The sequence below is a fragment of the Pararobbsia alpina genome (assembly GCF_902859895.1).
GTDB lineage: Bacteria > Pseudomonadota > Gammaproteobacteria > Burkholderiales > Burkholderiaceae > Pararobbsia > Pararobbsia alpina.
On sequence record NZ_CADIKM010000021.1, the window covers coordinates 37,847 to 52,279 of the forward strand.

General features: G+C 63.3%; 13 protein-coding genes. 8 read left to right on the forward strand and 5 right to left on the reverse strand.

What is annotated here, in order from left to right; translation table 11 throughout:
- Position 1: 1 nt before the first annotated feature.
- From HV670_RS19010 to HV670_RS19020, 3 genes are read left to right on the forward strand one after another with little or no spacing between them, the layout of a single operon-like run.
- Positions 2–778: an SIR2 family NAD-dependent protein deacylase gene (locus tag HV670_RS19010; RefSeq protein WP_175106423.1), complete on the forward strand. Its 777-nt coding sequence runs from the start codon at positions 2–4 to the stop codon at positions 776–778.
- Between the two features lie 39 nt (positions 779–817).
- Positions 818–1,504 (forward strand): ribose-5-phosphate isomerase RpiA, encoded by a 687-nt coding sequence (gene rpiA, locus HV670_RS19015; RefSeq protein WP_175106424.1) that lies wholly within the window; start codon positions 818–820, stop codon positions 1,502–1,504.
- A gap of 29 nt (positions 1,505–1,533) precedes the next feature.
- Entirely contained in the window at positions 1,534–1,731 is a 198-nt protein-coding gene (locus HV670_RS19020) for a hypothetical protein (RefSeq protein ID WP_175106425.1), read from the forward strand.
- Positions 1,732–1,756: 25 nt separating this feature from the next.
- Here the strand turns inward: HV670_RS19020 and HV670_RS19025 are convergent, their stop codons facing one another.
- The 3 genes from HV670_RS19025 to argA form a co-directional block, all read right to left on the reverse strand.
- The gene (locus tag HV670_RS19025; RefSeq protein ID WP_175106426.1) at positions 1,757–2,401 is read right to left on the reverse strand and encodes an FMN-binding negative transcriptional regulator; all 645 of its coding nucleotides are present in this window, start codon (positions 2,399–2,401) and stop codon (positions 1,757–1,759) included.
- 22 nt (positions 2,402–2,423) lie between these two features.
- Complete coding sequence (locus HV670_RS19030) at positions 2,424–2,696, reverse strand: oxidative damage protection protein (RefSeq protein ID WP_175106427.1); 273 nt, start codon at positions 2,694–2,696, stop codon at positions 2,424–2,426.
- A gap of 141 nt (positions 2,697–2,837) precedes the next feature.
- Positions 2,838–4,184, reverse strand: coding sequence for an amino-acid N-acetyltransferase (argA, locus tag HV670_RS19035; RefSeq protein ID WP_175106428.1), 1,347 nt, complete (start codon positions 4,182–4,184; stop codon positions 2,838–2,840).
- Between the two features lie 22 nt (positions 4,185–4,206).
- Here argA and hrpA point away from each other — a divergent pair, with 22 nt between their 5' ends.
- The 5 genes from hrpA (at position 4,207) to HV670_RS19060 (ending at position 12,456) form a co-directional block, all read left to right on the forward strand.
- Positions 4,207–8,442, forward strand: coding sequence for an ATP-dependent RNA helicase HrpA (gene hrpA, locus HV670_RS19040; protein WP_246257691.1), 4,236 nt, complete (start codon positions 4,207–4,209; stop codon positions 8,440–8,442).
- Positions 8,443–8,569: 127 nt separating this feature from the next.
- Positions 8,570–9,571: a YVTN family beta-propeller repeat protein gene (locus HV670_RS19045; protein WP_175106429.1), complete on the forward strand. Its 1,002-nt coding sequence runs from the start codon at positions 8,570–8,572 to the stop codon at positions 9,569–9,571.
- Positions 9,572–9,590: 19 nt separating this feature from the next.
- The gene (locus HV670_RS19050) at positions 9,591–10,601 is read left to right on the forward strand and encodes a sterol desaturase family protein (protein WP_175106430.1); all 1,011 of its coding nucleotides are present in this window, start codon (positions 9,591–9,593) and stop codon (positions 10,599–10,601) included.
- A complete protein-coding gene (locus HV670_RS19055) occupies positions 10,601–11,440 on the forward strand; it encodes an EI24 domain-containing protein (protein ID WP_175106431.1) in 840 nt (279 codons plus the stop codon). The genes HV670_RS19050 and HV670_RS19055 overlap by 1 nt, the downstream gene beginning before the upstream one ends.
- A 197-nt stretch (positions 11,441–11,637) precedes the next feature.
- Positions 11,638–12,456 (forward strand): competence/damage-inducible protein A, encoded by an 819-nt coding sequence (locus tag HV670_RS19060; protein WP_175106432.1) that lies wholly within the window; start codon positions 11,638–11,640, stop codon positions 12,454–12,456.
- Here the strand turns inward: HV670_RS19060 and HV670_RS19065 are convergent.
- Together HV670_RS19065 and HV670_RS19070 are read right to left on the reverse strand one after the other, a co-directional pair.
- On the reverse strand, positions 12,453–13,838 hold the full coding sequence (locus tag HV670_RS19065) for a TAXI family TRAP transporter solute-binding subunit (protein ID WP_175106433.1): 1,386 nt from the start codon (positions 13,836–13,838) through the stop codon (positions 12,453–12,455). The genes HV670_RS19060 and HV670_RS19065 overlap by 4 nt on opposite strands.
- A 6-nt stretch (positions 13,839–13,844) precedes the next feature.
- Complete coding sequence (locus HV670_RS19070; RefSeq protein ID WP_175106434.1) at positions 13,845–14,309, reverse strand: rhodanese-like domain-containing protein; 465 nt, start codon at positions 14,307–14,309, stop codon at positions 13,845–13,847.
- Positions 14,310–14,433 lie beyond the last annotated feature (124 nt).

Here is a 14,433-nt window from a genome sequence, read left to right on the forward strand (position 1 = left end):
CATGATTCCACGCGCATTCGCAGACGGCCAGCCGCTGACGCGTGCGCGTGACTGGATCGCGAATGCGAACCATCTGTTCGTGCTGACAGGGGCAGGCGTCTCGGCTGAAAGCGGCGTGCCAACTTTCCGCGATTCGCAAACGGGGCTTTGGTCCCGGTACGATCCGACTCAGTTGGCCACTCCCGCGGCGTTCGAGCGCGACCCCGGTCTCGTCTGGCAGTGGTACGCCCATCGTCGCGAACTGGTGCAGCGGGCTCAGCCGAATGCGGCTCATTTCGCGCTGGCGGCGTGGCACAAGCACAAGCGCATGACGCTTGCGACGCAGAATGTCGATGGCCTGCATGCACGTGCGGGCAGTGCGAGTGTGATTGAACTGCACGGGAATCTGTTTGTGGATCGCTGGCACCGCGGCTGCGGCCGATGCGCGACGAAGCTCGCTGAGCCCGTAGGGGAGGGCCAGCCGCCACAGTGCAAGACCTGCGGTGCGCGCGTGCGGCCCGCCGTGGTCTGGTTTGGCGAGTCCTTGCCTGAGCAGCCCTTCAGGAAAGCTCAAGATGCCGCGGCGGTTTCGGATGTCTGTCTCGTCATCGGCACCTCGGGCATGGTCTATCCGGCAGCCGCATTGCCGACGGTCGCGGCCGAACACGGTGCGCGCGTCATTGTCGTCAATCCCGAGCGCAGCGATCTCGACCATGACGCGGACATCGTGCTTTACCGTAAGGCTGCCGAATGTCTGCCGATGTTGCTCGCGAACCCGTATGACGTTGCAGCGTCGTGATTTAAACTACTGGCCTCAGCCATTCTGCGGTACCCGCTCATGACCCAAGACGAACTCAAACACCTGGTCGGCCGCGCGGCCGCCAACTATGTGCTGTCCAACGTCGCGCAAGGCGCGGTGGTGGGTGTCGGCACCGGCTCGACGGTCAACTTCTTCATCGATGAACTCGCCGCAATGAAGGACCGCTTCCGCGGCGCGATCTCGAGTTCGATCGCGAGTACTGAGCGTCTGAAAAAGCATGGTATTTCCGTGCTCGAACTCGATGAGATCGAAACGCTGCCGGTCTATGTCGATGGCGCGGATGAGATCGATCACAGCGGCCATATGATCAAGGGTGGCGGTGGTGCGCTCACGCGCGAGAAGATTGTCGCGATGGTCGCGCAGACCTTTGTGTGCATCGTCGATGAAAGCAAGCGGGTCGACCGGCTCGGCAAGTTTCCACTGCCGGTCGAGGTGATCCCGATGGCGCGCGCGGCACTGATGCGCAGGCTTGCCGCGCTGGGCGGCGAGCCTGTGGTGCGCCTTGCCAAGGATCAGTCGGTCTTTGTGACGGACAATGGCAACACGATCATCGATGTGCATGGCCTTCGGATCGATGATCCTGAAGCCCTCGAAGCGGAAATCAATGGGTGGCCCGGCATCGTGACGGTCGGACTGTTCGCGCAACGCGGCGCGAATATCTGCCTGTTGGGAAGCGCGAAGGGCGTCGAACGGATCGACTACTGAACAAGCGATTTTCGCTTTTCTCAAATCGTATGGCGAAATCGCGCAAACCAAAAATCCTGTGTCTCGACGCGGGCACGCTCGCGAGATACAAGGATCGAGTCGTCAGGGTGAAGGGCGAGGCGCGCGGCCAGCGTTCGATGATCGAATGGGTCGCGCACGACGGTACGCACCAGCGCAGTACTGTCAAGTGGAAGAGCCTGGCCCCGCTCGAGGACCAGTTGTTCTGAGTGGTGAGCAAAACTCGGTCGAGATTCAACTCGACTTGATAATCGCGTCCCTGACCAGTGCCGCTACCTCGGCATCCACGGGGTTACCCGTCTTCGACAGCCCCGCGACGACCCCGAGCCGGTCATCCGTGGTCCGGTTCTGACTCATCTTCCACTTGCCGATGATTCGGTCGACCCGAATCTCGATGCCGACGATCTTTTCGATCATCTGCTCGAGATAGTCGGCCGGAGCATCCCCCATCTTCCACGGTGTCGGCTGGCTCTGTTCCATCCGGCGGGTCAGCCGCGCGACGAGACCGCGCACCCAGCGTGGATCATCGATCGGCACGAGCCGCCCATGCACATGGACCACCGCGTAGTTGTAGGTCGGCACGACTTCGTGGGTGACCTGCTTGCTCGGATACCAGTTCGGCGAGATATAGGCCGACGGACCCTCGAAGATCACCAGCGCGTCAGTGCCGTCGCGGCTCAGCGAGGCCATCGTGTTCATGCGTGCGCAATGTCCACGCAGCACGACGCGTCCGTCCGGCTCGATATCGAGTTCGAATGGAAGGTGATTCGCATCGAAACCGTCGTCGGTATGCACGACGACGGCGCCGAGCGGATTCGAACGAATCAGCGCGTGCAGGGCTTCGGGGCGGTTCTCAGCAAATGCCTCGGGCAGATACATGGGGACTCCCGCGATGACCGGCTCAGGCGTTGGGTGGAACGTAGCCGGATGCCGTATCGGCGCCTTCGCCGAACAGGAATTTCTCGGTCTGCTTGATCAGATACTGGCGCGCGCGCGAATCGGCCATGTTCAAGCGGTTTTCGTTGATCAGCATGGTCTGCTGCTTGAGCCAGGCTTGCCACGCTTCTTTCGAGATGCTTTCGTAAATGCGCTTGCCGAGCTCGCCGGGGACTGGCGGGAAATCGAGACCTTCAGCATCCTTGTCCAGTTTTGCGCAATGAACTGTGCGTGCCATCGTAGTGCTTCTCCAATCTTGGGTGGACGCGCGAGGCGTCCGGTGGGGTGTCGGCGTCCGTCTGCGCGGACGCTTTCGAATCGGGGCCAGGCCGGGCTCGCGCCAAGCCTTGTCAAGCGCGATGCATGCCTGCGGCGCGAGCTACAACTGCTTCATCAATACCAGTGATCTTCGCTGAAAGTTATAGAACCTTCGACGGTCTTCGGGCAAATCTTCAACGCTCGCCTTGACGAAGCCGCGCTTGAGGAACCAGTGCTCGGTGCGCGTCGTCAGCACGAAGATCCGTGTCAGACCGCGTGCGCGGGCACGTTGCTCGATGCGCTTGAGCAGGCGCTCGCCGTCACCCGAGCCCTGTGCCTCCGGTGCGACGGTCAGGCAGGCCATCTCGCCGATGCGGTCCTGCGGATACGGATAAAGCGCCGCACAGCCGAACAGAACGCCGTCATGCTCGATCACCGAGAAATGGTCGATGTCGCGTTCGATCTGGTGGCGTCCGCGGCGCACCAGCGTGCCGTCGACCTCGAGCGGTTCGATCAGTTGGAGAATGCCGCCGACGTCGTCTGACGAGGCTTCACGCAGGCTCTCGAGGTTCTCGTACGAGATCATCGTGCCGACGCCGTCGTGCAGGAACAGCTCGAGCAACACGCTGCCGTCGAGCGAATACGGCACCATGTGCGCGCGCGGCACGCCGCCGCGGCACGAGCGAATCGCGTGTTTGAGGTAGGACGCTTCGTCGCTTTCCGGCAACATCGTCTCGTGGATCTGCTGGGCTTCCTCGAGCGAAAGTTCGCGGCGCAGTTCGCCTTCTTCGTCGGCGATACCCGGCATTTCGGTCAGGAAGATCAGCTTGTCGGCGCGCAAGGCGATCGCCACCGATGAGGCGACATCTTCCATCGACAGATTGAAAGCTTCGCCCGTCGGCGAGAAGCCGAGCGGGGAGAGCAGCACCATCTTGCGGCTCGAGAGCGACTGCCGCAGCGAATCGGCATCGATCTTGCGCACGACGCCCGTATGCTGAAAATCTACCCCTTCGAGAATCCCGACCGGCCGCGCCGTCACGAAATTGCCCGAGATGATGCTGATGCGCGCATGTGCCATCGGCGTATTCGGCAGACCTTGGCTGATTGCCGCCTCGATATCGAGGCGCACTTCGCCAGCGGCTTCCTTCGCGGCTTCGAGCGCGCGCAAGTCGGTGATGCGCATGCCGAGCGCGAACTCCGAGACCACGCGGTGAAGCTGGAGCTGCTCCTCGACCTGGGGCCGCGAACCGTGTACCAACACGATCTGCATGCCCATCGCGTGCAGCAGCGCGAGATCCTGTACCAGTGCGTTCAGGCCGCCTTCCTTCACGAGCTCGCCGCCGAACGCGACCACGAAGGTCTTGTTGCGGAACGCGTGAATATACGGAGCGACCGATCGCAGCCATTCGACGAATTGCGAGTGGTTGGTGGTTTCGGGCAGGCTGACGAGATCGGTTTGCGAATTCATGGCGGGATTATAATGCGCGCCCATGTCGAATGTCGGTGAAAGCGCGCCACCTAAGGCGCCCGGCCCAAGGCCGAAACACGTACCGCGGTCTGCCCGCACGATTGTCGCGAATCCCGTGCCGCCGATCGAGTTCCCGCCCGAGCTGCCCGTCAGCGGCAGGCGGGAGGAGATCGCACGCGCCATTGCGAAACACCAGGTGGTGATCGTGTCCGGTGAGACTGGCTCGGGAAAAACCACCCAGCTCCCGAAAATCTGCCTCTCGCTCGGCCGCGGACGCGGGGCGGGCGGCACGGGGCTGATCGGCCATACCCAGCCGCGGCGGATCGCCGCGAGTGCGACCGCGCGGCGCATTGCCGACGAACTCAAGTCGCCGTTCGGGGAGGTCGTGGGCTACAAGGTCCGGTTCAACGACAACCTCGCGGCCGGCGCATCGGTCAAGCTGATGACCGACGGGATCCTGCTCGCCGAGACGCAGACCGATCCGCTGCTGCGCGCCTACGACACGCTGATCATCGACGAGGCGCATGAACGCAGCCTCAATATCGATTTCCTGCTCGGCTATCTCAAGCAGATCCTGCCGCGGCGGCCGGACCTGAAGCTGATCATCACGTCGGCGACCATCGACGCCGACCGCTTCGCACGCCATTTTGGGGACGCGGACACACCGGCACCGGTGATCGAGGTCAGCGGCCGGATGTACCCGGTTGAAGTCCGCTACCGGCCGGTGGCCGACGACTCCGGACCGCGCGCGGGTTCGAACCCGCGCCACGGGTCGGCCTCTGGGGCAGGCTCCGGTTCAGGCGGCCCGAGCGGCACGGGTGGCGGTGCGCGCGCGGGCGGCGGGGGGCCTGGCTCCGCGCAGTCCGGCCGCGCTTCGGAGAAAACAGCCCGAGCACAGGAACGCGACCTGCACGATGCGATCGTCGACGCGGTCGATGAGCTCTGCCGCGAAGGTCCGGGCGATGTGCTCGTGTTCCTGCCGGGCGAGCGCGAGATACGCGATGCGGCCGAAGCGTTGCGCAAGCACCATCCCCCGCATACCGAGATCCTGCCCTTGTTTGCGCGGCTTTCCGCCGCCGAGCAGGAGCGCGTGTTCCGAACCTCGAACGCGCGCCGTATCGTGCTTGCGACCAATGTCGCAGAAACGTCGTTGACGGTGCCGGGTGTCCGGTACGTGGTGGACACGGGCATGGCCCGGGTCAAGCGGTATTCGTATCGGAACAAGGTCGAGCAGTTGCAGATCGAGCCGGTTTCCCAGGCGGCAGCCAATCAGCGGGCCGGTCGCTGCGGACGGGTGGCGGACGGCGTCTGTATCCGTCTTTACGAGGAAACGGATTTTGTCGCGCGGCCGCGCTTCACCGATCCCGAAATCCTGCGTTCTTCGCTGGCCGCGGTGATTCTCCGGATGAAGTCGCTGAACCTGACGGAGATCGACGAGTTTCCGTTTATCGAACCGCCGCCGGGCCGTGCAATTGCCGATGGCTATCAACTGCTCAACGAGCTCGGCGCGACTGACGACGAGAACGTGCTGACGCCGAGTGGCCGCGAGCTTGCGCGCCTGCCGCTCGATCCGCGGATCGGCCGCATGATTCTCGCGGCCCGCGACCACCAGGCGCTCAGCGAATTGTTGATCATCGCGAGCGCTGTGTCGGTCCAGGACCCGCGCGATCGGCCCATCGAGGCGCAGGAGGCGGCCGATCAGGCCCACAAGAAATTCGCCGATGAGCGATCGGAATTCCTCGGCTGGCTCAAGATCTGGAAATGGTTCGAGGAAGCCGTCGCGCACAAGAAGTCGAACCGGCAGCTCGTCGACGCCTGCCGCGCGAACTTCCTTTCGCATCTCCGGCTGCGCGAGTGGCGCGATGTGCATAGTCAGTTGTTGACTGTCGTGAGGGAGGCGGGCTGGCGGCTGAACGAATCGGAAGCGACGTTCGAGCAGATTCACTGGTCACTGCTGACGGGTCTGCTCGGCAATATCGGCGTGAAGGCCGATGACGAACCGTATTACCTCGGCGCGCGCGGGATCAAGTTCCATCTATGGCCCGGCTCGGCGCTCGTCAAAAAGGCCGGCCGCTGGGTCGTCGCAGGCGAGCTGGTCGAGACGAGCCGCCTGTTCGCGCGCGGCATCGCGAAGATCGAGCCCGAATGGCTCGAGAAGGTCGGCCCTCATCTGTTGCGCAAATCCCTCTCCGAGCCCCATTGGGAAAAGAAGGCCGCGCAGGTCGCGGCCTATGAGCGCGGCACGCTTTATGGGCTGACGGTCTATAACCGGCGTCGTGTCGCGTTCGGACGACAGGATCCGGCGCGTGCACGCGAATTGTTCATTCGGGGCGCGCTGGTCGAGGGCGAATTCGAGACCCGGCTGCCGTTTTTCGCGCACAACCGCAAGCTGCTGGCCGATATCGAACAGCTCGAACACAAGTCGCGGCGCCAGGACGTGCTCGTCGACGACGAACTGATCTACGCGTACTACGACCAGGCGCTGCCCGACGGCTTGTACACGGGCGTCGACTTCGAGAAGTGGTACCGGGAAGCCTCGAAACAGAACTCGCGGCTCCTGTTCCTCCAGCGCGACGACCTGATGCGCCACGAGGCGGCCGGCGTGACGACCGAGCTGTTTCCGAAAAAGACCACGATAGCCGGCGTCGAGATGGGGCTGTCCTACCATTTCGAGCCCGGCTCGCCACGCGACGGCGTGACCCTGAGCGTGCCGCTCTATGCGCTGAACCAGGTCGATGCGCGCCGCTGCGAATGGCTCGTGCCGGGCATGCTGAAGGAAAAGGCCCAACTGCTGCTCAAGTCCTTGCCGCAAAAACTGCGCCGGCATTGCGTGCCGTTGCCGAACTACGCCGCGGGGTTCGTCGACCGTGCCAAATACGGCATCGGTGGCCTCGTCGATGCGCTGATCGCCGATGTGCGCGAGCAGGTTCAAGTCCAGGCCAGAGCGCCGGACTTCAAGCTCGAAGCATTACCGCCCCATCTGTTCATGAACTTCAAGGTCATCGACGAACACGGGCGGCAGCTTGCCATGGGCCGGAATCTCGCGCAGTTGCGCGCCGAACTCGGAGCCCAGGCGCAGCAGGAGTTCCAGAAGCTTGCTGCCGAGCACAGGAGCGGGCAGGCGGCGGATGAGGGGGGAGATGGCTTGGCGTACGGCGGCGGGGTTGGCGCGGACGGTCGCGGGGCTCAGTTAGCCACTCAATCAGCCACTCAATCAGCCACACAGGCGGGCGCTCAGGCAGGTGCAGGACTACGAGCTCATCAGGCGGGAGCTGGCCAACGTGGTCCGCGGACCGCGCCGGCAGCCGGCGCCGGGCGTGCCGCGGAGGGCAGTTCGGGTGGTGGCGCGCAGACGTCGGCGAATGCCGCCGCGGCCCGCGCGCCGTTCTCGTCCGAGTCGACCGCGCTCTACGAAAACCTCACCAACTGGAGCTTCGGCACACTGCCCGAGCTGCTCGAAATCCGGCGGCGCGGCCAGACGATGTTCGGCTACCCGGCGCTCGTCGATCGCGTCGATCACTGCGATGTCGAGGTGTTCGACTCGCCCGAGGAAGCCGCGCGTATTCACCGCGCCGGCTTGCGGCGTCTGTTCGCGCTGCAGTTGCGCGAGCCGATCAAATACCTCGAAAAGAACATTCCGGGCATCCAGCAGATGGCGATGCAATACATGCCGCTGGGCTCACAGGAAGAGTTGCGCGACCAGGTCGTCGAATGCGCGCTCGATCGCGCCTGCCTGCAGGACCCATTGCCGGTCGATGCCGCATCGTTCCACACCCGCCGCGACGAAGGCCGCAGCCGGCTCACGCTGCTTGCCCAGGAAATTGCGCGGCTCGCGGCGACCATCCTCGCCGAATACACGTCCGCGACGAAGAAACTCGTCCAGGCCAAGACCTTTGCTTCGGCTTACGCCGACATGACCCAACAGTTGCAGGCACTCGTCGGCAAGCGTTTTCTGCTCGATACGCCGTATGCGCAACTGGTCCACTTTCCGCGCTATCTGAAGGCGGTGGGTATGCGAATCGACAAGCTCAAGGCCGATGCATCACGCGATCTGCGTCAGTCCGCCGAGATGGCGCCGCTCGTCCAGCAGTATCAGCGCACGGTTGCACAGCGCAAGTCGGTGGCCGATGCGCGGCTTGCGGAATTCCGCTGGCTGCTCGAGGAATTGCGCGTTTCGTTGTTCGCACAGGAATTGCGTACGCCGATGCCGGTTTCCGTCAAACGTCTGTATAAAGTCTGGGATTCGCTCGAACGCTGAGATCCGGGGGCGGCTCGAACATGGCAATCGTAGAATAGCGTCAGATTTTGCGCACTTGGGCCAATTGGACAATGTCGCGTCGAGATAATCGAATTACAATACAAGCTGCTCCTGAATAGTGGCTTGTATGCGCGAATTTGCTTCCTCGGCTGTGATCGCCTGCGCTCTCGTGTCGGCTGCGACGTTTGCCCCGCCCGCCCATGCTGCAGCGGGCAACGTCGTGGTACTGAATTCGGCGGAGGCGAGTATTTCGCTGATCGATCCGGTAACGCAGAAACTGATCGAGACCTTTCCGGTCGGGAAGGAACCGCATCATCTGATGGCGACGCCCGACAACAAGTCGCTGATCGTTGCCAATTCGGTGTCGAATAATCTCGTCTTTCTCGATCCTAAAACGGGTCGTATCCAGCGCTGGGTCGAGAATATCGAGGATCCGTATCAGATCGGCTTTTCATACGACCGCAAGTGGTTCGTGACGACGGGGCTGCGCCTCGACCGCATCGATATCTACCATGCGATCGGCGATGATCTCCAGCTCGCAAAGCGCGTGCCGCTTGCGACGATGCCGAGCCATATGGCGTTTTCGAACGACAACAAGATCGTGTTCGTGACGCTGCAGATCTCGGGTGAGCTCGCCGCGATCGATCTGGCCTCGCAGACCGTGCTCTGGAAGATGAAGGTCGGTCCGGTGCCCGCGGGCCTCTGGATGACGCCGAACGACAAATACCTGCTGATCGGAATGACCGGTGCGGACTATGTCGCGGTCGTCGACTGGCGCAACCAGAAGGTCGTCAAGACGATCCATACGGGCCGGGGCGCGCACAACTTCCGTTCGCTCGACGACGGCAGGCATGTGATGGTGTCGAACCGCGTCGGCAATTCGCTGAGCATCCTCGACGAGGAGACGCTGACCAACGTCGGTGATATCACGGGCCTGCCGCCCGGACCGGACGATATGGAACTGTCGGCCGACAAGCGCTATCTTTGGGTGACGTTTCGATTCGCCAAGCACGTCGGCGTGATCGATATGCAATCGCATCAGTTGATCAAGACGATCGCGGTCGGCCGTTCGCCGCACGGCATCTATTTCTTCGACCGCGCGCCCGTCATGGCGCCCAACGGCGCCTGAGCCGCGAGAGGATCCGCTCATGTTCCACACGATCGTCGACCAACTCGACAATCTTGTCTCGTTCCTGCAGACGCTGCTGTACGTCGACGTCGTACAGCCGATGCTCTATAAGATCGGCCTGATGGACTACGACGAAGACACGTACGATATGCTGTACTGGGTGATCGTCGGTGTGCTCGAGATCGTCGTGATGTATGCAATCCTGCGGCCGCTCGAAGCATTGCGGCCCGTCGAGGGGTGGCGCGATCGCAAGGTCGTGCGTGCCGATATCCTCTATACGTGGATTGCGAAGCTCGGCATCATCAATCTCGCCTTTTTCTTCTTGCTGCAACCGGCTTTCTTCAAGATCCAGAGCTGGCTCACGCTGCACAATATTTCGACTTTCGAGCTCGACGGTGTCTGGCCCGGCGTGACCGATCAGGGCATGGTGTCGTTCCTGATCTACCTCGTGGTGCTCGATTTCGCCGGCTACTGGTATCACCGGTGGCAGCACAAGTTCGGCGTCTGGTGGGAACTGCATGCGGTTCATCACAGCCAGCAGCAGATGTCGCTGTGGGCTGACGACCGCAACCACCTGCTCGACGATCTGGTGCAGGCCGCCTTCTTTGCCGCCATCTCGATTGCGATCGGTGTCCCGCCTTCGCAATTCGTCGTGCTCGTCGCGGTCGGCAACCTGCTGCAGAGCATCCAGCACGTGAACGCGCGCCTGCCTTACGGCCCTGTGTTCGAGCGCGTGTTCGTCAGCCCGACCTTTCATCGCCGCCATCATGCGATTGGTTTCGGCCACGAAGGCGTCAAGTATGGCTGCAACTTCGGTGTGCTGTTCCCGTGGTGGGACATGATGTACGGCACCGCGTCCTGGGTCACGCATCTCGAGCCGACCGGTATTCGCGACCAGCTTCCAGCTGCCGACGGTACGGCACGTGACTACGGCCATGGTCTGCTCGCGCAGCACTGGTATGCGATGGTCCGCATAGCCGGCCGGCTGCGCGCATCGCGCCGGCCTAGCCCGCCAGCCCCGCTCGCTTGATGAGCGGCTTGTTCGACGCGTTCGTACGTGCCGTCGGTACGGCATTCCATCCCCGGATGCTGTTGTTGACGCTGATCCCGTTTGCCGTGGCCGCGCTCACATGGCTTGCCATCTTCTGGTTCGGCTGGGAATACGCGGTCTCGTTCGTTGCCTCGATGCTCGGCCACTGGTCGCTTGCCTCGCATCTCTATTCACTGTTCGGCTCGATCGGGCTCGCCACCGCGCACGCGGTCGTCGCGCCGTTTGTGGTCGTGGTGCTCGCGATTCCGCTGATGGTGATTTCCGTGCTCGTGCTGATCGCCGCGGTCGCGATGCCGGTCGTCCTGCGCCATCTCGCGCGCGGACGCTTTGCCTTGCTCGAGAAAAAGCGCGGCGGCAGCTGGTTCGGCAGCCTCTTTCATTCCTTGGGCGTGACGCTCGTCTGCCTGGTGCTGACGGTGGTGACGATTCCGTTCTGGCTGGTTCCGCCGCTCTTCGCCTTGCTGCCGCCCTTGCTCTGGGGCTGGCTCAGCTATCGCGTGATGAGCTACGACGCCCTGGCCGACCACGCGTCGCCGGATGAGCGGCGCGCGCTGGTGCGCCGGCATCGCTGGTCCCTGTTCACGATCGGCATCTGCACAGGGCTGCTCGGCTCGGTGCCCACCTTCGTCCTCGCGAGTTCGATGGTCGTGATCGTGCTGTTTCCGGTCGTCGCGGTCGGGGCGGTCTGGCTGTACATTTTTATCTTCGTGTTTTCGGCGCTCTGGTTCGGGCACTACTGCCTGCATGCGCTGCAGCAGCTCCGGCATACGGCCGAGCCATCTTTGCCGGTGGATGGCCCGACACGGTTGATCTCCTGATTTCCACCTGATCGCCAACTGCGGCATCGCGTGAATCGCCGTGGCCGGCCGCGAAGTCGGCATGCCGTCATGGTGCGCCTTGGCTTAGTACAATGTCCGGATTCCCCAGCTCACACCCCGGTGATCGACTACCCGGCCGCGGTGCGCAGGGCAACGCGCGGCGCATGCGCCGCGTCGACTCTGACAAGGACCCCAAGATGCCTATCGGCGCACTCATCATCGGCGACGAAATCCTGTCTGGCCGTCGCCAGGACAAACACCTGCCCAAGCTGATCGAACTGCTCGGCGCACGCGGCCTGTCGCTCGCGTGGGCCGAATATATCGGTGACGACCCCGAGCGGATCGTCACGACGCTCAAACGCACGTTCGCATCGGGCGATATCGTGTTTTCGACCGGCGGCATCGGCGCGACGCCGGATGACCACACACGGCAATGCGCGGCAAAGGCACTCGGGGTCGAACTCGTATTGCACCCGGAAGCCAAACGGCTGATCACCGAACGCATGCAGGACACCGCACCGCCCGGCGAGGCGGTCGACATGACGACGCCGCAAAATCTCCACCGCCTCAATATGGGAACCTACCCGGCCGGCGCCAAGGTCATTCCGAACAGCTACAACAAGATCCCGGGTTTTTCGGTGGGCGACCATCATTTCATGCCGGGTTTTCCGGTCATGGCCTGGCCGATGATGGAATGGGTGCTCGATACGCACTATCCGCATCTGCACCATGCGCGGCCGCATGCCGAGCGTTCGCTGATCGTCTTCGAAATGGCCGAATCGGATCTCACGCCGCTGATGATCCAGATCGAAACCGACTTCCCCGGCATCCGGGTGTTCAGCCTGCCAAGCGTCGGTGATGCGCTGCGTGGGGGTATCTATGCACGCCGACATATCGATCTCGGCGTGAAGGGCGAGCCCGTGCTCGTCGAAGCGGCGTTCATGGCGCTGCGCGCAGGGGTCGAAGCGCTTGGGGGCGCGATTGCCGAAGACAGCGCGGAAAGCAAAACCTACTAGTCCTGTGCCGCTGCCTGCATGGGCTGCCCCATCAGCCTGGCTCGCACAAAGCCGATGTGTTCGCGCAGTACATAGAATGCATCGGCATAGGCAAGCGGCATCTTGAGGCGATTGACCGATTCCTCGATATGGTCGAGCCGGTTGAGCAAGGTCCGGCGTTCCTCGACGGTCGCCTCGGAGAGTGCCGCGCGCTCGATCGTGATCAGCGCGCCATACCACCGGTAGATCCGCGATTTGACGCGCCAGGCATAAAGCGCCGGCACGATCCTCAAGCCGGGAATCAGCAGGACGATGATCGGCACGAGCAGCACGACCAACCGGTCGGCCAGGCTCGCGAGCCAGAAGGGCAGCGTCCGGTATAGAAAGCTCTTGCCGGACTTGTAGTAGCGCGCCGCATCGTCGCTGATCTGGAATTCGTGCTCGCTGGGCGAGGGGAATTCACCCGCGCGCTGCAATAGCCCCGAGCGCCCATGGACCTCGATCGCCGCCTGGATGAGCAGGTCGGACAGGGCAGGGTGAAGATTGTTGCGCGCGATCAGTTCGACGGTCGGGCTGATCAGGTGAATGGTGTGGTCGGGGATGTTCTGGCCGAGGTCGAGCACGCCGGGCGGCAGGTCGATTTCATCCAGATAGGAAAACAGCCGGGTGTAGGCCTTGGCCTGCACGAAGTCCATCGGCGAGATGCCGGGCACGCGCTCGAGCCGCAGCATCATGGCGCGCGTGGCCGAGTCGCCGGTGAGGATAGCCGCGTCGATGCGGCCCTGGATCAGCTCCTGCACGGCTTGCTGGCCGTCGAGCGGCAACAGCTGCGTCGGACCGCCCGGTACGATGCCGTTGGCCTTGAGCAGATCGAGCGAGAGCACGCGCGTGCCGCTCCCTTCGCGCCCGATCGCGAGGCGCATCCCCTTGAACTGCGACAGCTGAGTGAGGCCCGCACCGCGATAGAACACGACAACGGGCGCATAGAACATGCTCCCCAGCGAGACCAGCGACTTGGTCGAGATACCGCTCGACACGCCGCCCTGTACGAGGCCGAGATCGACGTGCTGCTTCGGATCGGCAAGGCGCTGCAGGTTCTGCAGCGAGCCCTCCGATGGCAGCACGTTGAGCGTCACCCCGTCGCGCGCCAGAATCTCCTTGTACCGCATGGCGGTTGGCCAGAACGAGCTGTCGCGGGGGCCGGCACTGATCGTGATCGTCTTCGGCGGCGCGGGATCGACCAGCCAGATGGTCAGCCCGATCACCAGCGCGCAAAGCAGCGCGATCGGCAGGAAGAACAGCGCGAAGTCGTGCCACGACACCGACACGAATCGCGCATGGACGCGCTTGATCGGGCTGGCGGGCGGCCGAGGCTCACGTGGAGCACGCGGGGAGCGGGTCATGCGCCGTCAGGCGCCGAGCCACGGCAGGCCGCGGAAGCACCAGCCATTCACATTCTTGCGATGGCCCTGCGAATCCTTGTCACCCTCGAAACCCTCGAGCAGGTCGAACGCCTTGCTGAAACCCGCCTTTGTCGCGGCGACCGCGGCGAGCTTTGAGCGCGCGGCACTGCGGCACATGAACAGCAAGGGCGTATCAGGTCCTGCCGCCGCGCGGAGCTCGTCGAGGAATGCCGCGTTCGGCACAGCGCCCGGATACCGCGACCATTCGATATGGATGTACTGCGTGTCGGGGAGCTGCGGTCGGCCGATCCAGTCGAGTTCGGCACGCGTGCGCACGTCGACGAGGCGCGCATCGGGGACCTGCTTGAGCAGTTCGAGCGATTCAGCTGGCGAGAGGGCGCCCGCGTAGGCAAGCTGATTGGCCGTGCGCCGTTGTTCGGCCTCGGCATAGATTTGTTCAGGCGAAATCATGGCGGTGCCTCTGGAGCGGAAAATAATCATTCTAGTCGAGCATGACAGCCGCATTGCCTCGCAAGCGGGCTGGAATCCGGCAAAAACCTGCCGTGTTCGATGAAAAGGCACTGACGCACAAGCC

What these genes read in the sequence shown, in the direction of transcription:
- HV670_RS19010 (WP_175106423.1), top strand. Translation starts at nt 2, where the DNA reads ATGATTCCACGCGCATTCGCAGACGGCCAGCCGCTGACGCGTGCGCGT.
- rpiA (WP_175106424.1), top strand. Translation starts at nt 818, where the DNA reads ATGACCCAAGACGAACTCAAACACCTGGTCGGCCGCGCGGCCGCCAAC.
- HV670_RS19020 (WP_175106425.1), top strand. Translation starts at nt 1,534, where the DNA reads ATGGCGAAATCGCGCAAACCAAAAATCCTGTGTCTCGACGCGGGCACG.
- HV670_RS19025 (WP_175106426.1), bottom strand. Translation starts at nt 2,401, where the DNA reads ATGTATCTGCCCGAGGCATTTGCTGAGAACCGCCCCGAAGCCCTGCAC.
- HV670_RS19030 (WP_175106427.1), bottom strand. Translation starts at nt 2,696, where the DNA reads ATGGCACGCACAGTTCATTGCGCAAAACTGGACAAGGATGCTGAAGGT.
- argA (WP_175106428.1), bottom strand. Translation starts at nt 4,184, where the DNA reads ATGAATTCGCAAACCGATCTCGTCAGCCTGCCCGAAACCACCAACCAC.
- hrpA (WP_246257691.1), top strand. Translation starts at nt 4,207, where the DNA reads ATGTCGAATGTCGGTGAAAGCGCGCCACCTAAGGCGCCCGGCCCAAGG.
- HV670_RS19045 (WP_175106429.1), top strand. Translation starts at nt 8,570, where the DNA reads ATGCGCGAATTTGCTTCCTCGGCTGTGATCGCCTGCGCTCTCGTGTCG.
- HV670_RS19050 (WP_175106430.1), top strand. Translation starts at nt 9,591, where the DNA reads ATGTTCCACACGATCGTCGACCAACTCGACAATCTTGTCTCGTTCCTG.
- HV670_RS19055 (WP_175106431.1), top strand. Translation starts at nt 10,601, where the DNA reads ATGAGCGGCTTGTTCGACGCGTTCGTACGTGCCGTCGGTACGGCATTC.
- HV670_RS19060 (WP_175106432.1), top strand. Translation starts at nt 11,638, where the DNA reads ATGCCTATCGGCGCACTCATCATCGGCGACGAAATCCTGTCTGGCCGT.
- HV670_RS19065 (WP_175106433.1), bottom strand. Translation starts at nt 13,838, where the DNA reads ATGACCCGCTCCCCGCGTGCTCCACGTGAGCCTCGGCCGCCCGCCAGC.
- HV670_RS19070 (WP_175106434.1), bottom strand. Translation starts at nt 14,309, where the DNA reads ATGATTTCGCCTGAACAAATCTATGCCGAGGCCGAACAACGGCGCACG.